The sequence below is a fragment of the Polynucleobacter duraquae genome, assembly GCF_000973625.1.
GTDB lineage: Bacteria > Pseudomonadota > Gammaproteobacteria > Burkholderiales > Burkholderiaceae > Polynucleobacter > Polynucleobacter duraquae.
Window position 1 is genome coordinate 742,279 of sequence record NZ_CP007501.1, and the last position, 23,924, is coordinate 766,202.

The following is a 23,924-nucleotide window of genomic DNA, read 5'->3' on the forward strand; positions in this document are numbered from 1 at the left end:
GCGCGCCAAGGATGAATTCATGACAACAACTCTTCAACTATCTGATAAAACGCTGGCAGATATCGCACGTAACGTTGCGAAGTACCCTCCAGAGCAAAAACAATCTGCTGTGATGGCATCTTTAATTGCCGCTCAAACTGAAGTGGGTTGGGTTTCACCAGAGGTGATTGAAACAGTTGCCCAAATTTTAGAAATGCCAACCATTGCAGTAGATGAAGTAGCTACTTTCTATAACATGTATGACACCAAAAAAATTGGTAAGTACAAGTTGGTGATTTGTACAAATCTACCTTGCCAACTGATGCATGGCGAGACTGCAGCAAGCTATTTAAAAGAAACGCTCGGCATTGGTTACAACGAGACAACGCCTTGTGGCAATTTCACCTTGAAAGAGGGCGAGTGTATGGGCGCTTGCGGTGATTCTCCAGTGTTATTGGTGAACAATAAGCGCATGTGTAGTTTTATGAGTAAAGAAAAAATTGATGCGCTATTAAGCGAACTCCGTGCAGAAGGGAAGTCAGCATGACCAGCTTGCACGATAGACACATTAAGCCTTTGATCCTGGCAGGATTGAATGGTGAGAACTGGCGTTTAAAAGATTACGAAAGTCGTGGCGGTTATCAACAGCTGCGTCGCATCATCAATGACAAGATTACACCAGACGCCATCATCGCTGAATTAAAAGCGTCATCATTACGTGGTCGTGGAGGCGCAGGCTTTCCAACTGGATTAAAGTGGAGCTTTATGCCCCGCCAATTTCCTGGCCAAAAGTATTTAGTTTGTAATAGTGACGAAGGTGAGCCGGGTACATTTAAAGACCGCGACATCATGCGTTACAACCCGCATGCGTTGATTGAGGGCATGATTATTGGTGCCTACACTATGGGCATCTCTGTAGGCTACAACTATATCCATGGTGAAATTTGGGAAGTCTATTCTCGCTTCGAAGAGGCGCTTGAAGAGGCCCGTGCTGCCGGATATCTAGGTGACAAAATCATGGGAAGTGATTTCAACTTCCTGCTACATGCATCTCCTGGTTGGGGTGCTTATATCTGCGGTGAAGAAACTGCACTCTTGGAGTCACTTGAAGGCAAGAAGGGTCAGCCACGCTTTAAGCCACCTTTCCCTGCCAGTTTTGGTTTGTATGGCAAGCCAACTACGATTAATAACACCGAAACATTTGCTGCTGTGCCATTCATCATGGCAATCGGTGGTCCAGCGTATTTAGAGTTGGGCAAGCCGAATAATGGTGGTACGAAGATTTTCTCTATCTCTGGTGACGTGACTTATCCAGGTAACTACGAAATTCCATTAGGCACACCATTTGCTGAGTTGCTCAAGCTTGCTGGTGGCATGCGTGATGGCATTCCACTGAAGGCTGTTATTCCTGGAGGATCATCTGCTCCAGTGATCCCCGGTGCAGAGATGATGACGCTCACGATGGATTACGACAGCATTGCAAAAGCGGGTTCCATGTTGGGGTCTGGTGCTGTCATCGTCATGAATGAAACACGTTGCATGGTTCGTGCTTTAGAGCGCTTGTCCTATTTCTATCATGAAGAATCTTGTGGTCAGTGCACCCCATGTCGTGAAGGTACTGGTTGGTTATGGCGCATCGTCAGTCGTATTGAGCACGGCGAGGGTCGTCCAGAAGACTTAGATTTATTAAATGATGTAGCAGCCAATATTCAAGGCCGTACGATTTGCGCCTTGGGTGACGCAGCTGCTATGCCAGTTCGTGGCATGTTGAAGCATTACATGGACGAATTTGTGTATCACGTAGAACATAAGCGCTGCTTAGATTCTGTTAAACCTTTATAAGACATTGAGCACGGGACATCTTAAAGTGAGCATGGTTGAAATCGAATTAGATGGTAAGTTAGTAGAGGTTCCGCAAGGTTCGATGGTGATGCACGCCGCGAATAAGCTTGATACGTATATTCCGCACTTTTGTTATCACAAGAAATTATCTATTGCTGCTAACTGCCGTATGTGCTTGGTAGAAGTAGAGAAGGCACCAAAAGCGTTGCCAGCTTGCGCAACACCAGTGACGCAAGGCATGAAGGTATTCACGCATTCTGCTAAAGCAGTTGAAGCGCAGCGCTCAGTGATGGAGTTCCTTCTCATTAACCATCCATTGGATTGCCCAATTTGCGACCAAGGTGGTGAGTGTCAGTTACAAGATTTAGCAGTGGGTTACGGTAAATCGAATTCACGTTACGAAGAAGAGAAGCGTGTTGTATTTCATAAGAATGTAGGTCCACTCATTTCCATGCAAGAGATGACCCGTTGTATTCACTGTACCCGCTGCGTTCGCTTCGGCCAAGAAGTGGCTGGCGTCATGGAATTGGGTATGGTCAATCGCGGTGAGCATTCTGAAATCACTACCTTCACAGGTCAAACCATTGATTCAGAGTTATCTGGAAATATGATTGATATTTGCCCAGTCGGTGCTTTAACAAGTAAGCCATTCCGCTATGCAGCGCGTACTTGGGAATTAGGTCGTAAGCGTTCAGTAAGTCCACATGACAGCCTTGGCACTAACACTACTATTCAAACAAAATCTAACAAGGTTATGCGTGTTGTTGCTCTAGAGAACGAGGCAATTAACGAATGCTGGATTAGCGATCGTGATCGCTTTGCTTATGAAGGCTTAAATAGTACAGATCGTGTAACAACGCCCATGGTGAAGCAGGGTGGCCAGTGGCTTGAGACTGATTGGCAATCTGCAATGGATTACGTCGCTCACTCTCTCAAGACCATTTCCTCTGAGAGTGGTCCACAAGCAGTTGCTGCTTTAGCGCATCCAATCTCTAGTATTGAAGAGTTGTACCTTCTCCAGAAGATGATTCGTGGTTTAGGTTCCAATCAAGTCGAGACTCGCTTACGTCAAACTGACGTTAAGGGTTCTGCCTCTGCCCCATGGTTGGGTATGCCGATTAGCAAATTATCTGAATTAGATCGTGTTTTAGTGATCGGTAGCTTCTTGCGTAAGGAGCAGCCTTTGATTGCTGCACGTCTACGTACTGCTGCTAAACGTGGATTACATGTTTCACGTATTGATGCCGGTGGTGATGATTGGTTGATTCCTGTCACTAGTATTGCTGCTACTCCAAGCGCATGGATCAGTACATTAAGTGAGGTTGCATTGGCTGTAGCCAAAGCTAAATCTGTTACCGCTCCAGCTGGTACACCTAACTTACCAGTGTCTCCTACTGCGCAAAAGATCGCAGACAGCTTGCTTTCTGGTACATCTACTTCGGTATTGCTAGGCTCTGCCGCAATCGCACATCCACAGGCATCTGATTTACATCTGTTGGCGCAATTTATTGCCGAGCAAACTGCTGCAACTTTAGGTTTCTTGCCGGTAGGCGGCAATGCTGTTGGTGCTAGCTTGATCAATGCCAATGGTGTCGGTGTTGAATCAATCCTCTCTGGTGATCGTCGTGCTGTGATCTTGATGAATATCGAGCCCGATGCGGATTTACCAAATCCTACGCAAGCTCGCGCTGCATTGTCTAAAGCTAATACGGTGATTGCCCTCAGTGCCTACAAGAGTGCTGATCTTTTAGAGGTGGCCGATGTCATTCTGCCGATCTCCACATTTACAGAAACAGTGTCTACTTTTGTTAATGCAGAGGCTCGCACGCAAACGATTCAGCCGGCTGTTAAACCATTGGGCGATTCCCGTCCAGCATGGAAGGTCCTCCGTGTTCTTGGCGGATTATTGAATTTAGATGGCTTCCTCTACAACATGCCTGAAGAGATATTGGGTGAAGCGCTTGGTGAAAACTACTGCACTAAGCTCAGTAATCAATCTACAGCCACTAGCTTGTCTAATGGCAATGTAACTCCATCAGCAGGATTAGAGCGTTTATCTGATGTCGGTATTTACGCTGGTGATCAAATCGTACGTCGTTCATCCGCATTACAGTTAACGCGTGATGCTAAGCATGGCAATCAAGTTGGTTTGGGTCAAGTGCTCTTTAATGAGTTGGGCTTGAAAGAGGGTGATGCTGTACGAGTGACTCAAGGTAGCCAATCCGTAGATTTGCCTGCCACATTGGAAACGAACCTAGCCAAGGGCGCCGTCAGAATTTCTGCAGGCACGATGGCTAGTTCTCAATTGGGATCGATGTTTGGTCCTGTTACTGTTGGCAAGGCATAAGGGGCGAGATGGATAATTTCTTGAACCTCGTTACCACCCAAGGTGAGGCAATCTTTGGCTCTCTTTGGCCGCTCGTTTGGGCTTTGGTACGTATTGTGATCATTGTGTTGCCGATGTTTGCTGCCGTTGCTTACATGACTCTGTGGGAGCGTAAGTTAATTGGCTGGATGCATATCCGCCTTGGACCAAACCGCGTTGGTCCTTTGGGATTACTGCAGCCGATTGCCGATGCCTTGAAGCTCTTGATGAAGGAGATTATTTCTCCAACACAAGCAAGTAAAGTCCTATATTTCATTGCACCAGTGATGGTGATCATGCCGGCTTTTGCTGCTTGGGCTGTAATCCCTTTCCAAGCCAAAATGGTCTTAGCTGACGTGAATGCTGGATTGCTGTATGTGCTGGCCATTTCATCTATTGGTGTTTATGGAGTGATCTTGGCGGGCTGGTCATCCAACTCCAAATATCCATTCCTTGGCGCCATGCGCGCTTCTGCCCAAATGATTTCTTATGAAATTGCCATGGGCTTTGCTTTGGTTACGGTGTTGTTGACCTCCGGCTCTTTAAATCTGAGCGCAATTGTTACTTCACAAGAGCAGGGCTACTTCGCTAGCATGGGCTTGAACTTCCTTTCTTGGAACTGGTTGCCATTGCTGCCAATGTTTGTGATTTATTTCATCTCTGGTGTTGCCGAAACTAACCGTCATCCATTTGACGTGGTTGAAGGTGAGTCTGAGATTGTTGCCGGTCACATGGTTGAGTACTCGGGTATGGCGTTTGCGATGTTCTTCTTGGCTGAATACGCCAATATGATTTTGATCGCTGCTCTAGCATCTACCATGTTCTTGGGTGGCTGGTTGCCGATTGTGGATTTGCCAATTTTGCGCGATATCCCTGGTTTCTTCTGGCTGTTTGCCAAAACCTTCTTCCTCTTGTCCTGTGTCATCTGGTTGCGCGCCACATTGCCACGCTATCGCTATGACCAGATTATGCGTTTGGGTTGGAAGATCTTTATTCCCATCTCCGTATTCTGGGTAGTTGTCGTTGGCGCATGGGTTGTATCTCCATTGAATATTTGGAAATAAGTTGATCAATCATGTTTAAGAAAATTTCCCAATTCCTCGATAGTTTGATGCTGAGAGATATTTTGGTCGGTATGTTGATTACCGGCCGCTATCTTTTCAAACCTAAAATTACGATTCAATACCCTGAAGAGAAGACGCCCCAGTCTCCTCGTTTCCGTGGTTTGCATGCTTTACGCCGTTATGAGAATGGTGAAGAACGTTGTATTGGTTGCAAACTGTGTGAAGCGGTTTGTCCTGCTTACGCAATCACGATCGAAACAGCTGAGCGAGATGATGGTACGCGTCGTACTAGTCGTTACGACATTGATTTAACTAAGTGTATTTTCTGCGGTTTCTGCGAGGAAGCTTGTCCGGTTGACGCTATTGTTGAAACGAATATTTTTGAGTATTTCGGTGAGAAACGCGGCGACTTGTATTTCACCAAAGACATGCTCTTGGCAGTAGGCGATAGGTATGAAAAAGATATTGCCGCTAACCGCGCAGCTGATGCGCCTTATCGTTAATCGAATCAAGCACAAGAACATATGACATTCGATACTTCTACATTATTTGCAGCATTCTTCTACGCATTTGCTGGCCTTTTAGTGCTCTCAGCATTGCGCGTGATCACTGCGCGCAATCCAGTACATGCCGCACTCTTTTTGGTGCTCGCTTTCTTCTGCGCTTCTGGCCTGTGGATGCTTCTAAAAGCAGAGTTCCTGAGCTTAGCTTTAATTCTGGTTTATGTTGGCGCTGTGATGGTGCTCTTCTTGTTCGTGGTCATGATGCTTGATCTGGATCTTGAGCATTTACGTCGTGATTTTAAGAAATTCCTTCCGGTGGCTTTTTTAATGGGTGCGGTCATCGTATTGGAGCTGTCTATCGTCTTGATTCGTAGCTTTATCGGTACAAGTGCTCCAGTGCAGCCCATGCTTGAAGAAATGGCTACTAGTAATACGCAGGCTCTAGGCATGCTGATCTTCGTTGACTATGTTTATGCCTTTGAGGTTGCCGGTGTCATTCTATTAGTGGCCATTATTGCTGCCGTTGCCTTGACCTTGCGTAATCGCAAGGATTCGAAAGCCCAAAATATTCATGAGCAGGTGAACGTGAACTCTGCTGATCGCATGCGTATCGTCAAGATGGATTCTGATATAGCTGCAAAGCAAGATACCCGCGGGGAGAAGAAATGACTATTACCCTGGCTCACTACTTAGTGCTTGGCGCGATCTTATTTGCGGCTAGCGTGATTGGTATTTTCTTAAACCGCAAGAACATCATCGTGCTGTTAATGGCAATTGAATTGATGCTCCTCTCGGTGAACATGAACTTTATAGCCTTCTCTCATTATTTGGGTGATATGGCTGGTCAAGTTTTCGTGTTCTTTATTTTGACTGTGGCTGCTGCTGAGGCGGCAATCGGTTTGGCAATTTTGGTTGTTCTCTTCCGCAAGGTAGACACCATCAATGCTGAAGACCTTGACCACCTAAAAGGCTAGTCATGCAATTGACCTTAACTCTTCCTGTTCTCTGTGCAATTCCGCTGGCGCCATTATTTGGCTCAGTTATTGCCGGGTTCTTTGGCACCAAATTAGGTGGTAACCGCATCGGTAATGGTGCTTGCCAGTTCGTCACCATTCTGGGTGTGATGGTTGCTTTTATTCTGTCTTGCTTTGTACTTGTACAAGTCATGGATGGCTTCTATTTCAATGGCACCGTGTATCGCTGGATGCAATTGGGAGAACTCAATTTAGACATTGGCTTCTTGATTGATCCGCTGACAGCCACCATGATGTGCGTTGTGACTTTTGTCTCCTTAATGGTTCACATCTACACCATTGGTTATATGAAAGGTGAGGAGGGTTACAACCGTTTCTTCTCTTACATCTCACTCTTTACCTTTGCTATGTTGATGCTGGTAATGAGTAATAACCTCTTGCAGCTCTTTTTCGGTTGGGAAGCGGTTGGTGTTGTTTCTTATTTGTTGATTGGCTTTTACTATGAGCGCCAATCAGCTGTATTTGCCAATATGAAAGCCTTCTTGGTAAACCGTGTTGGTGACTTTGGTTTCATTCTCGGTATTGGCTTACTACTAGCCAGCACTGGTTCCATGAACTACGATGTGATCTTTGCCCAGAACACGGCTTTGGCTGCACAAACATTGCCAGGTACTGGCTGGAATTTGGTTACCGTAGCCTGTATCTGCCTCTTCATTGGCGCGATGGGTAAATCAGCTCAATTCCCATTGCACGTTTGGTTGCCAGACTCCATGGAAGGCCCAACCCCAATTTCTGCATTGATTCACGCTGCAACCATGGTGACTGCCGGCATCTTCATGGTGTCACGTATGTCTCCTTTATTTGAGTTGTCCGATGCGGCATTGAGCTTCATCTTGGTGATTGGTTCGATTACAGCGCTCTTTATGGGTTTCTTGGGCATAGTCCAAACCGATATCAAGCGGGTAGTAGCTTACTCAACGCTATCTCAGCTGGGTTACATGACTGTCGCTTTGGGCGTTTCTGCTTATCCGATCGCCATCTTCCATCTGATGACCCATGCATTCTTCAAGGCACTGCTATTCCTTGCTGCGGGTAGCGTGATTCTCGGTATGCATCACGAGCAAGATATGCGGAAGATGGGTGGTCTTTGGAAGTACATGCCAATCACTTGTCTCATGATGTTGTTGGGCAACTTAGCATTGATTGGTACGCCATTCTTCTCGGGTTTCTACTCAAAAGACTCCATCATTGAAGCGGTAGCAGCTAGCCACTTACCTGGATCTGGTTTTGCCTACTTCGCTGTCATGGCTAGCGTCTTTGTCACTGCGCTATATTCATTCCGTTTGTATTTTTATGTGTTCCACGGTAAAGCCCGTTGGGAACATGATGATACTCACTCACACGATCACCATCATGATCACGCAGAGCAGGGCGATGATCATGCACACCATGGTTTGGCTCCCGGTCAAAAACCACATGAGTCACCCTTTGTTGTGACCTTACCTTTGATCTTGTTGGCAATTCCTTCAGTCATCATCGGTTTCTACACAATTACGCCTTTGTTATTTGGTACCTATTTCGGCGATTCTATTTTTATTGACCTAGCTCGCCATCCAGTCATGAAAGAGCTTGCCGAAGAGTTCCATGGTCCGATTGCTATGGCAATGCACTCATTTACTTCACCAGTATTACTATTGGTTGTTCTCGGCGTGTTGACTGCGGCGATTGGCTACCTCTGGGCTCCAAAGTTGCCTGGTGTAGTGGCTCAAGCATTTGCGCCAATCAAGAAGTTGATGGACAACAAATATTATCTCGACGATTTAAATCAAGCAGTATTTGCCAAAGGGTTGTTATGGATCGGCGGTGTCTTGTGGCATCGCGGTGATCAGCAGGCCATTGACGGTTTCTTGGTTAATGGTAGTGCGCATGCAGTAGGGCGCTTCTCCACAGTGATTCGCCATTTGCAATCCGGCTATCTCTATCACTATGCCTTCGCAATGATTGCGGGCTTGGCGGTATTGTTGGCTTGGGTTTTATACGCTTACCTGCCTTTTGTTCGCTAGGCCTTTGTTACTTAAGTAGCCATCATGATTCTTTCTTTCGCCATCTGGATCCCGATTTTCTTCGGCATCATTATTTTGTTCTACGGTTCAGAGAGGCCTACAGCTGGTGTTCGCTGGTTAGCCCTCTTTGGTTCTGTGCTGGGCTTTATTGCAACGCTGCCATTAATTATTCATTTTGATATTGCCAATCCTGGCATGCAATTTGTTGAAAAGATGAGCTGGATTCCGCGTTACGACATTAACTACTACTTGGGTATCGACGGAATATCAGTTTGGTTTATTGTTTTGACAGCTTTTATCAATATCCTCGTAGTGATTGCTGCTTGGGAAGTAATTGATAAGAAGGTTTCTCAATACATGGCTTCCTTCCTAATCCTGTCTGGATTAATGATTGGAGTGTTCGCAGCTCTAGATGCTTTGTTGTTCTATGTATTCTTCGAGGCAACCCTAATCCCGATGTACATCATCATCGGTGTATGGGGTGGCCATAACCGCATCTATGCGGCATTCAAGTTCTTCTTGTACACCTTGCTTGGCTCACTGCTGACTTTGATTGCCATGCTGTACTTGTATAACGCAACAAATACTTTTGATATCTTGGCTTGGCATAACGCTCGTCTAGATATCGTTGAGCAAATCCTCCTATTCTTTGCCTTCTTCATGGCTTTTGCTGTAAAGGTGCCAATGTGGCCGTTGCATACTTGGTTGCCAGACGTTCACGTTGAGGCTCCAACTGGTGGATCTGTTGTGTTGGCTGCGATCATGTTGAAGCTAGGTGCCTATGGCTTCTTGCGATTCTCTTTGCCAATTGCTCCAGATGCCAGTCAGTACCTTGGACCATTCATCATCTTCTTATCTTTGGTAGCTGTAATCTACGTTGGTGCAGTAGCGCTAGTTCAAAAAGATATGAAAAAGCTGGTGGCCTATTCATCAGTAGCGCATATGGGTTTTGTAACGCTCGGTTTCTTCCTCTTTAGCCCTTTGGGTATTGAGGGCGGTATTGTGCAGATGATTTCTCATGGCTTTGTTGCTGGAGCGATGTTCCTTTCCATTGGCGTGCTGTATGACCGCATGCATACTCGTCAAATTGCAGATTACGGCGGCGTTGTGCATCGTATGCCTGCCTTCACAGCCTTTGCAGTGTTGATGGCAATGGCGAACTGCGGCTTACCTGCTACCTCTGGATTTGTTGGTGAGTTCATGGTGATTTTGGCTGCTGTGGATTATGACTTCGTCATTGGTATCTTGGCGGCGACTGCGTTGATTCTGAGCGCTGCTTATTCCTTATGGATGGTCAAGCGTGTATTCTTTGGCGCGATTACCAATCAGCATGTTGAGGAATTAAAAGACCTCAATGCGCGCGAGTATTTCATGATGGCAGTGCTATCTATCTGCGTGATCGGTATGGGTGTTTATCCAAAGCCTTTTACCGACATCATTCATCCAGCTGTGATTAATCTGCTGCAGCATGTTGCTGTTAGCAAACTCTGAGTAAAAGCTAATGCAAGCATTTGACCTATACGCCGTCCTGCCGGAACTCGTTTTACTGGTAGTCGCCTGCCTGTTGTTGGTAGCGAGTGTTTATGTACCTGAGCGTCAGCCAGCAAGCCCTGGAGTGGAGCAGGATATATTCCATACGCCACGTGGTGTTGGTTTTGTTTACTTTTTCACCATCATCTTGTTGGTGTATTTGATTTTTGCATTCATGGCTCGCATAGGGGATGTATCTATCGTAGCTATGAACGGCTTATTTCAGTCGGATCCTATCTCAAACCTCCTGAAAGCATGTTCATGTGCTGCAGTATTGGTGAGCTTAGTGTATTCAAAGCAATATCTGACTGATCGCGCATTATTCCGTCCTGACTTTATTGTTTTGGTTTTGCTAGCCCTATTAGGTCAATTTGTATTAATTTCCGGTGCAAACCTACTCACACTCTATCTAGGTCTTGAGCTGATGGCTTTACCAACTTATGCTTTGGTTGCGATGCGTCACAGCAACGAGAAGAGTGTTGAGGCGGGCATTAAGTACTTCATCCTTGGAGCCCTGGCATCTGGTTTCTTGCTCTACGGCATGTCTATGTTGTATGGCGTAACTGGTTCGCTCGATTTAATTGAGATCTTTAGAACTGTCGCGGATCCTCGTGTAAATCATTTGGTTATGGCCTTTGGCTTGGTATTTATTGTTTCTGGCTTGGCCTTTAAGTTAGGGGTTGTGCCGTTTCATATGTGGGTTCCTGATGTATACCAAGGCGCTCCGACAGCGGTGACTTTAATGATTGCCGCTGCACCTAAGCTAGCTGCTTTTGCCCTGCTATTTAGACTCTTAGTAAATACACTGTTACCGCTAATGGGTGATTGGCAGCCAATGCTAGTGATCCTTGCTGTTCTATCCCTGGTGGTCGGAAACGTCACTGCTATTGCGCAAACCAATATCAAGCGGATGCTGGCTTACTCTGCGATTGCGCAAATGGGCTTTGTGTTGCTGGGTATGTTATCCGTGTTTGATGATCATGCATTTAGCGCGTCAATGTTCTATGTGATTACCTATGTATTAACTACCTTAGGTAGTTTCGGCCTCATCATGATGTTGTCACGCAAGGGCCATGATTGCGAAACTATTGACGACCTCAAGGGGCTAAATAAGCGCCATCCTTGGTTTGCCTTTATTGGCTTGGTCATGATGTTCTCTTTAGCTGGTATTCCGCCAACAGTGGGCTTTGCTGCCAAACTTGGCGTACTTGAAGCTTTGGTTGATGGTGAGCATACCTTCTTGGCAGTGATTGCGGTGATCGCATCCTTGATTGGTGCGTTCTATTACTTGCGAGTTGTTAAGGTGATGTACTTTGATGAGCCAAAAGAAGAGCATGCTGGTGAGATTTCTGGATCTGGCTTTGCTCGTGGATTATTGAGCTTGAATGCAATATTGGTTCTAGCTTTAGGAATTTTGCCAGCTAGCCTAATGGCGATTTGCTTAGACACCATGCGCCGCACTTTATTAGGTGCTTAGTTAAAATCATCATTTAGCTAGTAATAAAGGCTCCTGATAGGAGCCTTTATCTTTGCTGTCACCTAGATTTTGTATGATGGACGTTCAATTAATGAAAGACGCACCATGACTGAAAAATCATTTAAAGACCTGCCAATTGGTGAAGCCCATTTGAGGGAAGAGCGCTTATCTGGTGAGGATATTTATGGCGGCATCTTTTTGAACATGAAACGCGATCAAGTTAGCTTGCCAGATGGAAATCAGGCTGTACGTGAATATCTTACACACCCTGGCGCAGTCGCTATTCTGGCAATCTTGGATGATGGTAGGGTGCTGATGGAGCGCCAATATCGCTATCCCATTGCAAAGGCCTGTATTGAGATTCCTGCGGGTAAGCTGGAAGTTGGTGAGGATCGATTGCTTTGCGCCCAACGCGAGCTTGAAGAGGAGACGGGCTACTCTGCAAGTAAGTGGAGTTTTATTCGCCGTATCCATCCCGTGATTTCCTATTCGACAGAATTTATTGACATCTATCTCGCTGAGGGTTTGGTGTCCGGCAAAAGCCACTTAGATGATGAAGAGTTTTTAGACGTATTTGCTGCCCCTCTAGAGCAATTATTAGAGTGGGTAGAGCAGGGAGAGATTACCGACGTGAAGACAACCATTGCGACTTATTGGTTGGATCGCTATCGTCGTGGTTTAGTAAGTCCTAAGGCAATCTTGGGGTAATTCAACTATCCCTTAAAATAGGGCTATTGAATTTGGTATTTTTGCCCCTATATAGGTCTTATGAAAGTTTATAACCTCGCTTGTCCTCTGTCTCATCGCTTTGAGGGATGGTTTGCCTCTGAGGAGGATTGTCTTGCTCAGCAAGACAAGGGGATGCTGGCGTGCCCTATTTGCGATAGTACGGAAATTTCCCGGATGCCATCGGCACCACATATTGCTAAATCAGGATCTAGTAAAGAGGTCCCGACTTCAACTGAGCTAACCGTCGCAAGCTCAGCCGAAACTGTTCATGCCGGTGTCAGCGGCACATTGAGTGGTGATGTCCTTGCTTTGACTGGTAGCGGTCATGCTCAGTTAGAGGCACAGGTACAGGCAGCTTTTTTAAAAGGCATGCGTGAATTAATGGGTAAATCTGAAGATGTTGGAAGCTCTTTCGCAGAAGAGGCTAGAAAGATTCATTACAAAGAGTCACCCGAGCGCAGCATTCGTGGTCAAACCACTCTTGATGAAGCTGAGGCTTTGCGAGATGAGGGGATTGAGGTATTGGCAATGCCTATCATGCCCGCCTTCAAAAACACCTTGCAATAGCCAGTAGCCTCCTAATTCCCCAAAAAAAATAGCGACCCGAAGGTCGATATTGTTATCTGCAGGTACTCTCTGCGGATTAATGATTAATGCTTACTTCGAAGTCGGCATCACAAACTCTGCGCCCTTAGCAATGCTCTCAGGCCAGCGCTGCATCACACTCTTTTGCTTGGTATAGAAACGAACGCCTTCTTTGCCGTAGGCATGCATATCGCCAAAGAGGGATTTCTTCCAACCACCAAAACCATGCCAAGCCATTGGAACTGGAATAGGTACGTTAATACCAACCATGCCCACCTGAACGCGGCGCGCAAATTCACGAGCAATATTGCCATCGCTCGTAAAGCAGGCTACGCCATTACCAAACTCGCAAGAGTTCACTAAATTGAGGGCTTCGGTGAAGTTCGCTACGCGCATACAGGAGAGTACTGGCCCGAAAATTTCTTCTAGGTAGATCTTCATGTCTGAGGTAACGTTATCGAAAAGGCTGCCACCAATAAAGAAGCCATTCTCATGGCCCGCTACCTTCAAACCACGACCGTCTACTAGTAGCTTTGCGCCAGAAGCAACACCGCTATCAATGTAGCCAGTGATGCGCTCTAAAGCAGTTTTAGTAACGATAGGACCCATTTCGGCATCGAGTTCCATACCATTCTTTACCTTCAGGGTCTTGGTACGCTCGATGAGTTTTGGCATGATTTTCTCGGCAACATCACCAACCAAAACCGCTACTGAGATTGCCATGCAACGCTCACCAGCAGAGCCATAGGCTGCACCAATCAAAGCATCAATCGTTTTATCGATATCAGCATCAGGCATCACCACCATGTGATTCTTAGCGCCACCTAATGCTTGGGAGCGCTTACCAAAGTGCGCGCAACGCTCATAGATGTAGTTGGCAATGGGGGTAGAGCCTACAAAACTCACTGCCTTGACATCGGGATTCTCAATCAAAGCATCCACAGCTTCTTTATCGCCTTGCACCACGTTAAATACGCCATCAGGCAAGCCAGCTTCTTTTAATAGCTTGGCCATGAACAAGGATGCAGATGGATCGGTAGGGCTAGGCTTCAGAATGAAGGAGTTGCCACAGGCAATCGCGACTGGGAACATCCACATTGGCACCATCACCGGGAAGTTAAAAGGCGTTACACCAGCAACCACGCCTAAAGGTTGGCGCATCACCCAGTTATCAATATCTGTAGACACTTGCTCGGTGTAATCGCCCTTGAGTAGTTCTGGAATGCCGGTAGCGAACTCCACAATTTCAATACCGCGGGTAACTTCACCCTGGGCATCAGTAAATACTTTGCCGTGTTCAGCAGTAATGATGGCGGCCAACTCATCACGGTTCGCGTTGAGTAGCTCAAGATACTTAAACATAATGCGGGCACGGCGCAATGGTGAGGTCTGACTCCAAGTTTGGAATGCTGCCTGAGCATTTGCTACAACATCATCAACCTCTTTACGGCTAGCTAAAGCTACGCGTCTTGCGACAGCGCCTGTGGAGGGATTAAATACATCGGCGAAACGACCATCTTTCGGGTTGACGACTTTACCGCCAACGAAATGGCCAATATCTTCTTTTGATGTGAATGCTTGGGGTGCGCTCATAGTGTTTACTTAATATTCTATTGTCTGGTTTTAGGTTCAATAAAGGTGCTTGGACTAGATTCCGCACAACTTTGTGGTCTCGTTTATTCTACTGAGTCTATTTTATCGCTTTAGCTAGTTTTACGCTTTTTTCCAGCCCTAAAGGTAATCAAATGAGTCTTTTATTTTCCAGTTATGTTCTTGGGTCCCCCAAGGGGTCTTTGACCCTTTCAAACCGGGTGGTTGTGGCACCAATGTGCCAATACTCTGCAGTCAATGGAGAGGCTCAGGATTGGCATCTAATGCACTGGGGCAATCTCCTGAATAGCGGCGCAGGACTTTTCATTATCGAAGCCACTGGTGTGACCCCTGAAGGGCGGATTACGCCTGTATGTCTAGGTCTATGGGATGACCGCACAGAAGCAGCCCTGAAAGACAAGCTGACGAGAGCCCGGAGTTTAGCTCCAGTTACCCCGGTATTTATTCAGCTGGCGCATGCTGGTCGCAAGGCCTCAAGTGCAAGCCCTTGGGCTGGTGGTCAACTACTCTCTAAAGAGCAGGGTGGCTGGGATATGGTTGCCCCTTCAGCCATCCCACAGCTCAAGGATGAACGCTTGCCGCATGAGCTCTCAAAAACAGAGTTAGCCGAGCTCATTACTGCATTTGTTATTGCTGCGCAGCGCGCTGAGCGGATTGGGATTGATGGCATTGAGTTGCATGGTGCCCATGGCTATCTGTTGCATCAGTTTTTGTCGCCGATCGCCAATCAACGGACGGATGAATATGGCGGCTCTTATGAAAACCGCATCCGCTTCCCATTGGAATTATTTGCGGCGGTACGAAAAGCCTATCAAGGTGTTTTAGGTATCCGCATCTCTGCAAGCGATTGGATTGAGGGTGGTTGGACGCCTGAAGAAACAGCTGATTTTGCTACTCGACTGAAGCCCTTGGGATGTGATTTTGTTCATATTTCGTCAGGGGGGATTTCTCAATTGCAAAAGATTGCGATTGGGCCAAATTACCAAGTGCCATTCGCCAAGATTGTGAAAGACAAGTCTGGTATTCCAACGATGACAGTTGGCTTAATTACCGACCCTCAGCAAGCTGAAGATATCTTGCAAAAAGGGGATGCAGATTTAATCGCTCTAGCACGTGCATTTTTGTATAAACCCCGTTGGGCCTGGGAAGCTGCTGCTGCCTTGGGTGGCATCGTGCCTTCAAATGAGCGTTACTGGCGCTGTTTACCGCGTGAAGCTCAAGCCATTTTTGGCGATGTCAAAGTAGGGCAGCGATAATTCCTGTCAAACAACATAACCGTATTGAATGAAGTGATCTATAAATGAAACAACACTCCCTAAGAGAATCTTGGTTAGAAGATGCTGTGAGACATTTGGAGCCTGTATTCTCAAAGGCGGGATATGCCATACCCCCAGTGAGAGTGTCTTGTGGCTTCCCGGCCTCTAGTAGTCCGAGAACAACGCTGGGACAATGTTGGCCACGCGAGCGCTCTGGTGGTGGAGTTAACGAGATCTTTATTTCACCTAAGTTAGACGATCCCGTTCAGTTATTAGACACCTTGGTGCATGAGCTGTGCCATGCCGTGGACGATTGCTTCAGCGGCCATGGTGAGGACTTCAAGGGTATTGCTCAGACTGTTGGTTTGGAAGGCCCCGCCAGAATGGCACATGCAACCGAAGAGTTGGTGGTGCGTCTCATGATGATCAGTCAAGAGCTTGGGCCATATCCACATCAGGCAATTGTTTTTCCGCCTCCAAGGCCGAGTAATGCGAGTCGCAATAAAGCCAAATGTAGCCAGTGTGGATATGAGGTGACACTACTGAAGAAGTGGGCAACTTATGGCGCACCTATTTGCCCAAAAGACAATATTCGAATGCAAGAAGCGCTGATCGAGACGATCGAAAATACAACTGAGCACGATACAGAGTCTGTTACTGGCTCTAAACGTATGGTGGATGAGATTCGTCGAGCGATTAGCTGATGACTATGAATCAGGCTCACTCATCAATGACCCAGCAAATGCTTCAAGCATTTCAAGGGCAGCATTTAGATACGGCCGAGAGGTTGGCAAAGATGATCTTGAAGGCAAAACCGAGGGATTTGGTGGCACTTCAAGTTTATGGGCTTTCCTTGGCTATGCAGGGGCGTATAGCTGACTCAGTGCCACCTTTATATGCGGCATCTCAGCAGGATCAAAAAAATCCTGAGCTTCTGTCGAATCTTGCAAAAGCTCAGCATGGGGCAGGGCTGTATGCTGATGCAATTCAGACTTATAAAAAGTTAGATCGCTTGATTCCTAATAATGCGCAAATTTTGACAGATATGGGAACAGCATTGGCTAAGTCTAAGTTTTATGATGAGGCAGGGGCATTGTTTGACAGGGCCATAGAAATTCAACCAGATTATTTTTTAGCTTGGTCCAATCGCGGAAATCTGCTCTCTGATTTACGTTTTTCTAAAGATGCTGTTGTGAGCTATCAAAAAGCTCTTGAGCTTAATCCTGGGTATGCTGAAGCTTGGACCAATTATGGAAATGCCCTATTTGCGCTAAATAAATACGAAGATGCTAAATCCGCTCATGAGGAGGCTCTTAAGATTGATGCCCGCTTCGGTGAAGCTTGGTTTAATTATGGAAATACTCTGCTAGAGTTAAAGAAAGTCGATGAGTCTCTAGATGCATATGACAAAGCCTTTAGCATCAAACCAGACGTCCCATACTTAATGGGTCAGCTATTCGTCGCCAAGACAACTCTTTGTGCTTGGGATGGCAGTCCTTCTGAGCAGATGCTTTTGGATTTAGTTGCGAAGGGCGAACTTCCAACAATCCCCTTTAATTTATTACAAACTACGGCTAATTTAGTTTTGCAAAAAATTTGTGCCAAGAATTTTTCTGAGGATAGATTTCCAAAGTTTGACATTTCTAGAATTGGGAATCAACAAAAAAGATCAGACAATAAAATTCGAATTGGATATTTTTCATCAGACTTTAGAGATCACCCTGTTGGCATCCTGATAGAAAATCTGCTCAAGTTGCATGATCGCGAGAAATTTGAAATTTTCGGATTCTTTTTAAATCCTGCATGCGGGGATGCGCTTGAACAGCGTTTAATTGCTAGTTTTGATGGTGTAATTGATTTGCACAATACTAGCGATCAAGCAGCAGTTGATTTAATTCTTTCAAATTGCCTGGATATTGCCATTGATCTCAATGGGCATACTAGTGGTGCAAGAACGGCTTTATTTGCAAGAAAACTTGCGCCAATTCAGATCAATTATTTGGGTTACGCTGGCACATCAGGGACTAATTTCTATGATGCATTAGTTGCTGATAAGGTTGTAGTGCCTGAAGAGCATCAGAGTTATTACTCTGAGCCCATCGCTTACCTGCCAAATTCTTTTTTCCCAGTCGATACAAGTATCTCAGTCGGATCTTTTGGCCCTTTGCCAACAAGGGCTAGCCAAGGTCTTCCAGAGCTTGGATTTATATTTGCTTGTTTTAATAATGCCTATAAAATCAGGCCACTTATTTTTGACGTATGGATGGGATTACTCAGGGATTTACCAGGTAGTGTTTTGTGGCTTTCAAAGCCTTCAATCACGGCGCAATTCAACCTACAGCAAGAAGCTGAGAGAAGGGGGATTGATTCTTCTAGATTGATATTTGCCACTAGGACACCGGGGCGATTGGAGCATTTGAGTAGATTACGACTAGCAGATTTATTTTTAGATACCCCAAATTACAATGCCCACGCTACAACTGCAGATGCTTTGTGGGCTGGATTACCGGTACTGACGCAGATTGGAAATACATTTGCGGGACGGGTTGCTGCAAGTCAAATTACTGCACTAGGTTTAAGCGAGTTGATAGCCAACTCTGAAGATGAATACATTACAAAGGCTTTAGAGTTTGCAACAAACCCCTCGACCCTTAAAGCTGTTCGACAGCGCTTAGAGGATAACCGTGCTCAATCTCCGCTATTTGATACAAGGCGTTACGTCAATGATTTAGAGGCTATCTATATTGACCTGTTAAACAAGGCTAACTTGCTTTAATTTCATCTAGACTCCAGCTGAGATCCTTTTTACTTGCCTTGGCAATTTCAGCCAATATCTTTTCATGTAGTTGACAATCTTCCTCGCTCGCAGCTACGATTTTTAGCTTTGTTGGCAAAGCTTTGGTTTGTCCTGAAGCATCAGTACCAACGGTGTAATCAATCAGGTCAATCGATAGATCTTCTTGACCACGCGTCATCGCTACGTAGACTTCAGCCAATAATTGGGCGTCCAATAAAGCGCCGTGCAAGGTTCGATGTTGATTGCTAATCGCAAAGCGTTCACAGAGAGCATCAAGCGAGTTGCGCTTACCCGGAAACATTTGGCGGGCTTCAAGTAGGGTGTCAGTAATTTTTGAGGCAAGACCCCTAAAGGCCGGGCGCTTGAGCAGTGCAAATTCGTTATCGAGAAAGCCTAAGTCAAACGCCGCATTATGAATAACTACTTCAGCCCCATCAACAAATTCAATTAACTCTTCCACAATATTTGAAAATACCGGCTTGTCAGATAGAAATTCACGAGAGAGTCCATGTACCGCAAAGGCTCCGGCATCGATATCACGCTCAGGATTAATGTAGTAATGAAAGGTGCGATCAGTTAGGCGACGACCTACCATCTCAACGCAGCCAATTTCAATAATACGATCGCCTGTAGCGGGATTCAGGCCGGTTGTTTCGGTATCGAGAATAACTTGACGCATTAGGTACCTTCTAAGACGGATGGGGGTATTTCAAGGGGGCCGTTACCCGCATATTTATCTAGATACAGATAGATTACGGGAGTAATGATGAGCGTTACAAACTGGGAGAAGATTAAACCGCCGGCTACGCTGATGCCCAAGGGTTGACGCAATTCGGCACCTGCACCTAAACCTAATGCAATGGGAAGGGCACCCATCAGGGCAGCAATCGTTGTCATCATGATTGGTCTGAAGCGCAATATACAAGCCTCACGGATAGCCTTTTCTGGTGACATACCTTGGTTGCGCTGGGCATCCAAAGCAAAGTCAATCATTAAGATCGCATTCTTTTTGACGATACCAATCAGGAGCAGGATGCCAATCGATGCAACAACAGTTAACTCAAAGCCAAAAATACGTAGAGCCAAAATCGCACCAATCGCAGCTGAGGGGAGCCCGGCCAAAATGGTCAGGGGATGAATGTAGCTCTCGTAGAGTACGCCGAGCAGTATGTAAATAACGCCTAAGGCAGCCAAGATTAAGATGACTTGGCCAGACTGATTATCTTTGAACACCGCGGCATCACCGCCATAGCTGGTAATGATTGAAGGCGGGAGCCCGATCTCTTTTTCATACCCATCAATTGCCTTGGTTGCATCACCTAGGAACACATCTGGCGCCAGGTTAAAGGAAATAGTCACCGCCGGAATTTGACCCTGATGATTCACGGCTGTTGGACCAACGGTGCGAACAAAACTGGCCAGACTGGAGAGAGGAATCAGCTTATCAGTTGCGCGACCTCTGACATAGACCTTATTTAAGTCAGTTTCAAACTGACGGTCACCCTCAGCAGTTTCTAGGATGACGTAATAGGTGTTGACTGGTGTATAGATAGTTGACACTTGGCGTTCACCAAATGAGTTGTAAAGCGCACCACGAATATCAGCGATTGTTACGCCAGCACTAGCAGCTTTTTCACGATCGATCTCAATCTTGACATTAAGACCTTTCATTTTGGAATCGCTCGTGACATCCCTAAAGATCGGATTGCTGCGGATCTTATCTGTCATCTTGTCAGCCCACTCATTCACACCTTCAAAGCCTACACTTTGAAGCGTAAATTGGTAGCGGCTCTTACTGCTTCTACCGCCGAGTTGTAGGTTTTGAACCGGGCGCATATAAACCTGCAGGCCTGGAATATCTTTGAATTTATTTCTAAGGCCTTCGATGACCTTACTCATCTTTTCTCGATCGCCCTTAGGTTTCAGGATGATGAAGAAACGACCGGTATTTCTACCTGCGCTTTGACCGCCCCCTAAGATGGAGATCGAGTTGGCCACATTGGGATCGTTATTGACGATCTCTGCTGCACGATCTTGAAGCTCCAACATGGTTTTGAAAGAGGTATCTTCTGAAGCTTCCGTTGTGGCAGTGATTTGTCCAATATCTTCTTCAGGAAAGAAGCCCTTAGGACTATTTGCAAATAAGTAAATGGTGATGAAGAAGCTAGCAACTGCCCCCCACAATACTTTTTTACGATGAAGTAATGCTAGATCCAAATAGTGAACATAGGTCTTTAGAGACCAGTCAAAAATCCGATCAAACTGTTTGGTGATGGCGTACTCTTTTGGATGATCACCAGGCTTGGGTAAAAAACGGCTACAGAGCAGTGGCACTATGGTGAGAGAAACCACCGCGGATACCAAGATAGAGAGCGAAACTACCACAGCAAATTCTCTAAAGAGTAGGCCTATTGGACCGGCCATAAAGAAGAGAGGGATAAATACTGCCACTAAAGATATGGAGATAGAGACGATTGTGAATCCCACTTCCTTGCTGCCTTTGAGTGAGGCCTTGAGGGGATCCATGCCTCGTTCAATGTGGCGCATGATGTTCTCAAGAACAACAATCGCATCGTCTACCACCAAACCAACTGCCAAGGTAATTCCTAGCAGCGAAATATTGTCTAAGCTGTAGCCCAATATGTAGAGCAAAAAGAATGCACCGATCAGGGAAATTGGCAGGCTAATCGAGGGGATGAGGGTTGCAGAGATGCGTTTTAAGAATAAAAATATCACCAATACAACGAGCAAAATAGTTAAGGCTAGTGTGATGTTGACATCATGAATTGCTTCAATGATGGATAGGGACCTATCGTTGATGAGCGTCAACTTAATAGATGCTGGCATTTGCTCTTGAAGTCTAGGCAATAATTTTTTGATTGCTTTAACTAGATCTACTGTATTAGCATTTGGTTGCCGCAAAATGCCAATGGCAATCGAGCGCTCCCCACCCGATGTCGCAAAAGTTCTCACATCTTCAAAGCTTTCTTGTACATCTGCAACATCTCGAAGATACACCGGTAAGCCATTGCGCTGGGCGACGACTAGGTTGCCAAATTCTTCTGCCTTCACTAATTGAGGATTAGCGTAAATGGTAATCAGTTGACGTGGCCCATCTAAGGTGCCTACTGGACTATTGGTATTGGCTTTGTTAATCGCAGTGGCCAACTCTTCCATGGTGATATTGCGGTTGCCCAAAGCATCAGGACGAACGCTGACACGAACAGCATAGCGCTTGGCACCGTACACCTGCACTTGAGAAACTCCGCTAATAGTCGAGATATTTGGAGCTAGAAGATTCTCTGCGTAATCATTGATTTCAGCAAGGCTGATCGATGGAGAGCTCACTCGAATAACAAGGACCGCGGTATCGGCAGGATTGATTTTTCGATAAGAAGGGGGAACCGTCATTTCAATAGGCAGTCTACGCTGTGCACGAAGTAAGGCTGCTTGCACGTCTACTGCAGCTTTATCAATATCTCGCTCACTCGTAAACTCCAAGGTGATACTAGTAGACCCTAAGGTGTTAGTTGAGCTGATGACCTTGATGCCATCAATTGTTGAGAACTCTTTCTCAAGTGGCAATGCCACAGAGGATGCCATGTTTTCTGGCGCTGCTCCCGGAAGGCTGGCGCTAACTGAAATAACGGGTGTATTAAAACTGGGAAGTGCTGCGACTGGAATGTTGAAATAGGCAACGGTGCCTGCTATCACTGTGGAAATAGATAGCAGCACCGTCATTACGGGGCGTCTAATACATAATTCAGAGAGCGTCATTTTTTCTCGGGTGCGGGAGAGGGTGCCGCTGTTTTAGCTGGAGGAGCGGTAGCAGCTGCCTTTTTTGCTTCTCGGATCTTGCTACCAGGACGCAGGTTTTGCTTGCCTTCAATAACTACTCGGGAGCCTGCATCAACACCACTAATGACAGAGGTGCCTTGGTATTCATAAACCACTTTGATGGGCTTAGGTTGAACCTTGTCATCCTTGTCCACAAGATAAATCAGGCGACCTTTTGGGCTAATGACAATGGCCTCTGATGGGACTGCAATCGCATCTTTAATGGTATTGGCACTCAATGAGACTCGGGCAAATTGACCAGGCAAAAGAGTCATCTTCTCATTAGGTATCTGAGCACGTACCCTCACTGCCGCAATACTGGGGTCCACTTGGTTATCAATCACCAGTACTTCACCTTCATAAACAAATGCCGCATTGTTACCAACGCTTACTTTCACCTTCAGCGGGGTATCGGCCTGCTTGCCTTCCATCAATAGGGGAATATCTTTCTCAGGCACCACAAACTGAACATTGATGGGATTAAGTTGAGTAATAGTCACCATGGACCCAACGCTCGAAGTTGCAGTAGAGCTAGTTGCAGTTGTTACTACGTTACTGGCTTGTACCAGTGATCCTGGGAATACGTTGATGATGCCGGCTCGTCCCGCGATCGGTGAACGAATGGAGTCATAGGAGAGTTGAACTTCAGCAGACCGAGCGGCTGCCTGAGCAGACTTTGCATTGGCAAGAGAGGTTTCTAAACCCGCCTTGGAAATAAAGTTTTTAGTAACCAACTCTTGAGCGCGCAAGTATTGCTTTTGAGCATCATCCGCTAGCGCTTTTAATTTATCGTAATTCGCGCGATCGTTACGATCATCGAGAGTGAAGAGCAGCTGACCTTCTTTAACTTCTTGCCCATCTTTAATGTGAATTGTTTTGACCGTATTTGTAGTCATTGGCCGAATATCGACGATGCTGTTGGAAATAATCGTGCCAGTGGCTTCAATAATGAGTGGGATATTTTTCTTCTCAACTATGACGCTAGTGATAGTTTGAGTGCCGCCACCAGTTTTGGTACTGACTGGAAAATAATAGTCATAGGTTTTAGATCCAGCGTACAAAATCAGCAGCACAATCAAAATGCGCCACTTATATTTCAGGGTGAATGCTTTGACTGTGGCGTAGTTTATTTTTCTTAACTGGCTTAGATACGGAGAAATTTTTTTCCAAAGAGTACAGAGGCGACTCATGACCCAGTTTTTGAGTATTGGAAGCTTAGCGACTACCTTGTCGAGTGCAGATTCAATTTTTGACACGGTCTCGTTTTTTCTTGGTTTTACATGGGTTTAGCGGTCAACTTTTCATCGACCTT

At 45.9% G+C, this 23,924-nt stretch carries 19 protein-coding genes; 15 read left to right on the forward strand and 4 right to left on the reverse strand.

The features are described 5' to 3' along the window. The first annotated feature begins 19 nt into the window (after nucleotides 1-19). From nuoE to CL55_RS03940, 12 genes are all read left to right on the forward strand, one after another. Nucleotides 20-526, forward strand: a complete 507-nt coding sequence (gene nuoE / locus CL55_RS03885) for an NADH-quinone oxidoreductase subunit NuoE (RefSeq protein WP_046329946.1) — start codon at nucleotides 20-22, stop codon at nucleotides 524-526. After that, nucleotides 523-1,821, forward strand: coding sequence for an NADH-quinone oxidoreductase subunit NuoF (nuoF, locus tag CL55_RS03890; protein WP_046329947.1), 1,299 nt, complete (start codon nucleotides 523-525; stop codon nucleotides 1,819-1,821). The genes nuoE and nuoF overlap by 4 nt, the downstream gene beginning before the upstream one ends. Before the next feature lie 31 nt (nucleotides 1,822-1,852). Beyond that, a complete protein-coding gene (gene nuoG / locus CL55_RS03895) occupies nucleotides 1,853-4,168 on the forward strand; it encodes an NADH-quinone oxidoreductase subunit NuoG (RefSeq protein WP_046329948.1) in 2,316 nt (771 codons plus the stop codon). Nucleotides 4,169-4,176: 8 nt separating this feature from the next. Next, entirely contained in the window at nucleotides 4,177-5,250 is a 1,074-nt protein-coding gene (nuoH, locus tag CL55_RS03900) for an NADH-quinone oxidoreductase subunit NuoH (protein ID WP_046329949.1), read from the forward strand. Nucleotides 5,251-5,261: 11 nt separating this feature from the next. After that, nucleotides 5,262-5,753 carry an NADH-quinone oxidoreductase subunit NuoI gene (gene nuoI / locus CL55_RS03905; RefSeq protein ID WP_046329950.1) on the forward strand — a complete coding sequence of 164 codons (492 nt, stop codon included), beginning with the start codon at nucleotides 5,262-5,264 and terminating at the stop codon, nucleotides 5,751-5,753. A gap of 21 nt (nucleotides 5,754-5,774) precedes the next feature. Beyond that, on the forward strand, nucleotides 5,775-6,422 hold the full coding sequence (locus CL55_RS03910) for an NADH-quinone oxidoreductase subunit J (RefSeq protein ID WP_046329951.1): 648 nt from the start codon (nucleotides 5,775-5,777) through the stop codon (nucleotides 6,420-6,422). Continuing rightward, the gene (gene nuoK, locus CL55_RS03915) at nucleotides 6,419-6,727 is read left to right on the forward strand and encodes an NADH-quinone oxidoreductase subunit NuoK (RefSeq protein WP_046329952.1); all 309 of its coding nucleotides are present in this window, start codon (nucleotides 6,419-6,421) and stop codon (nucleotides 6,725-6,727) included. The genes CL55_RS03910 and nuoK overlap by 4 nt, the downstream gene beginning before the upstream one ends. 2 nt (nucleotides 6,728-6,729) lie before the next feature. Beyond that, nucleotides 6,730-8,790 (forward strand): NADH-quinone oxidoreductase subunit L, encoded by a 2,061-nt coding sequence (gene nuoL / locus CL55_RS03920; protein WP_046329953.1) that lies wholly within the window; start codon nucleotides 6,730-6,732, stop codon nucleotides 8,788-8,790. 24 nt (nucleotides 8,791-8,814) lie between these two features. Next, on the forward strand, nucleotides 8,815-10,281 hold the full coding sequence (locus tag CL55_RS03925) for an NADH-quinone oxidoreductase subunit M (RefSeq protein WP_046329954.1): 1,467 nt from the start codon (nucleotides 8,815-8,817) through the stop codon (nucleotides 10,279-10,281). A gap of 10 nt (nucleotides 10,282-10,291) precedes the next feature. After that, nucleotides 10,292-11,797: an NADH-quinone oxidoreductase subunit NuoN gene (gene nuoN / locus CL55_RS03930; RefSeq protein ID WP_046329955.1), complete on the forward strand. Its 1,506-nt coding sequence runs from the start codon at nucleotides 10,292-10,294 to the stop codon at nucleotides 11,795-11,797. A gap of 105 nt (nucleotides 11,798-11,902) precedes the next feature. Next, on the forward strand, nucleotides 11,903-12,505 hold the full coding sequence (locus tag CL55_RS03935) for an NUDIX domain-containing protein (protein ID WP_046329956.1): 603 nt from the start codon (nucleotides 11,903-11,905) through the stop codon (nucleotides 12,503-12,505). Nucleotides 12,506-12,565: 60 nt separating this feature from the next. Next, on the forward strand, nucleotides 12,566-13,093 hold the full coding sequence (locus CL55_RS03940; protein ID WP_046329957.1) for a DUF1178 family protein: 528 nt from the start codon (nucleotides 12,566-12,568) through the stop codon (nucleotides 13,091-13,093). Between the two features lie 90 nt (nucleotides 13,094-13,183). On the opposite strand, the gene CL55_RS03945 is transcribed toward CL55_RS03940, so the two are convergent. Beyond that, nucleotides 13,184-14,704, reverse strand: a complete 1,521-nt coding sequence (locus CL55_RS03945) for a CoA-acylating methylmalonate-semialdehyde dehydrogenase (RefSeq protein ID WP_046329958.1) — start codon at nucleotides 14,702-14,704, stop codon at nucleotides 13,184-13,186. 152 nt (nucleotides 14,705-14,856) lie between these two features. Here CL55_RS03945 and CL55_RS03950 point away from each other — a divergent pair, with 152 nt between their 5' ends. The 3 genes from CL55_RS03950 to CL55_RS03960 are packed head-to-tail and all read left to right on the forward strand — an operon-like array spanning nucleotide 14,857 to nucleotide 18,754. Further along, the gene (locus CL55_RS03950) at nucleotides 14,857-15,978 is read left to right on the forward strand and encodes an NADH:flavin oxidoreductase/NADH oxidase (RefSeq protein WP_046329959.1); all 1,122 of its coding nucleotides are present in this window, start codon (nucleotides 14,857-14,859) and stop codon (nucleotides 15,976-15,978) included. Between the two features lie 44 nt (nucleotides 15,979-16,022). Further along, the gene (locus CL55_RS03955; RefSeq protein WP_046329960.1) at nucleotides 16,023-16,682 is read left to right on the forward strand and encodes a SprT family zinc-dependent metalloprotease; all 660 of its coding nucleotides are present in this window, start codon (nucleotides 16,023-16,025) and stop codon (nucleotides 16,680-16,682) included. 26 nt (nucleotides 16,683-16,708) lie between these two features. Then, the gene (locus CL55_RS03960) at nucleotides 16,709-18,754 is read left to right on the forward strand and encodes an O-linked N-acetylglucosamine transferase, SPINDLY family protein (RefSeq protein WP_205621293.1); all 2,046 of its coding nucleotides are present in this window, start codon (nucleotides 16,709-16,711) and stop codon (nucleotides 18,752-18,754) included. Here CL55_RS03960 and dnaQ read toward each other — a convergent pair. From dnaQ to CL55_RS03975, 3 genes are read right to left on the reverse strand one after another with little or no spacing between them, the layout of a single operon-like run. Then, nucleotides 18,741-19,454: a DNA polymerase III subunit epsilon gene (dnaQ, locus tag CL55_RS03965; RefSeq protein WP_046329962.1), complete on the reverse strand. Its 714-nt coding sequence runs from the start codon at nucleotides 19,452-19,454 to the stop codon at nucleotides 18,741-18,743. The genes CL55_RS03960 and dnaQ overlap by 14 nt on opposite strands. Beyond that, nucleotides 19,454-22,552, reverse strand: a complete 3,099-nt coding sequence (locus tag CL55_RS03970; RefSeq protein WP_046329963.1) for an efflux RND transporter permease subunit — start codon at nucleotides 22,550-22,552, stop codon at nucleotides 19,454-19,456. The genes dnaQ and CL55_RS03970 overlap by 1 nt, the downstream gene beginning before the upstream one ends. Then, on the reverse strand, nucleotides 22,549-23,868 hold the full coding sequence (locus CL55_RS03975) for an efflux RND transporter periplasmic adaptor subunit (protein WP_046329964.1): 1,320 nt from the start codon (nucleotides 23,866-23,868) through the stop codon (nucleotides 22,549-22,551). The genes CL55_RS03970 and CL55_RS03975 overlap by 4 nt, the downstream gene beginning before the upstream one ends. Between the last annotated feature and the right edge of the window lie 56 nt (nucleotides 23,869-23,924).

Bases quoted from the DNA above. Each gene is read 5' to 3' on its own strand.
- nuoE (WP_046329946.1), top strand. From the start codon at position 20: ATGACAACAACTCTTCAACTATCTGATAAAACGCTGGCAGATATCGCA.
- nuoF (WP_046329947.1), top strand. From the start codon at position 523: ATGACCAGCTTGCACGATAGACACATTAAGCCTTTGATCCTGGCAGGA.
- nuoG (WP_046329948.1), top strand. From the start codon at position 1,853: ATGGTTGAAATCGAATTAGATGGTAAGTTAGTAGAGGTTCCGCAAGGT.
- nuoH (WP_046329949.1), top strand. From the start codon at position 4,177: ATGGATAATTTCTTGAACCTCGTTACCACCCAAGGTGAGGCAATCTTT.
- nuoI (WP_046329950.1), top strand. From the start codon at position 5,262: ATGTTTAAGAAAATTTCCCAATTCCTCGATAGTTTGATGCTGAGAGAT.
- CL55_RS03910 (WP_046329951.1), top strand. From the start codon at position 5,775: ATGACATTCGATACTTCTACATTATTTGCAGCATTCTTCTACGCATTT.
- nuoK (WP_046329952.1), top strand. From the start codon at position 6,419: ATGACTATTACCCTGGCTCACTACTTAGTGCTTGGCGCGATCTTATTT.
- nuoL (WP_046329953.1), top strand. From the start codon at position 6,730: ATGCAATTGACCTTAACTCTTCCTGTTCTCTGTGCAATTCCGCTGGCG.
- CL55_RS03925 (WP_046329954.1), top strand. From the start codon at position 8,815: ATGATTCTTTCTTTCGCCATCTGGATCCCGATTTTCTTCGGCATCATT.
- nuoN (WP_046329955.1), top strand. From the start codon at position 10,292: ATGCAAGCATTTGACCTATACGCCGTCCTGCCGGAACTCGTTTTACTG.
- CL55_RS03935 (WP_046329956.1), top strand. From the start codon at position 11,903: ATGACTGAAAAATCATTTAAAGACCTGCCAATTGGTGAAGCCCATTTG.
- CL55_RS03940 (WP_046329957.1), top strand. From the start codon at position 12,566: ATGAAAGTTTATAACCTCGCTTGTCCTCTGTCTCATCGCTTTGAGGGA.
- CL55_RS03945 (WP_046329958.1), bottom strand. From the start codon at position 14,704: ATGAGCGCACCCCAAGCATTCACATCAAAAGAAGATATTGGCCATTTC.
- CL55_RS03950 (WP_046329959.1), top strand. From the start codon at position 14,857: ATGAGTCTTTTATTTTCCAGTTATGTTCTTGGGTCCCCCAAGGGGTCT.
- CL55_RS03955 (WP_046329960.1), top strand. From the start codon at position 16,023: ATGAAACAACACTCCCTAAGAGAATCTTGGTTAGAAGATGCTGTGAGA.
- CL55_RS03960 (WP_205621293.1), top strand. From the start codon at position 16,709: ATGACCCAGCAAATGCTTCAAGCATTTCAAGGGCAGCATTTAGATACG.
- dnaQ (WP_046329962.1), bottom strand. From the start codon at position 19,454: ATGCGTCAAGTTATTCTCGATACCGAAACAACCGGCCTGAATCCCGCT.
- CL55_RS03970 (WP_046329963.1), bottom strand. From the start codon at position 22,552: ATGACGCTCTCTGAATTATGTATTAGACGCCCCGTAATGACGGTGCTG.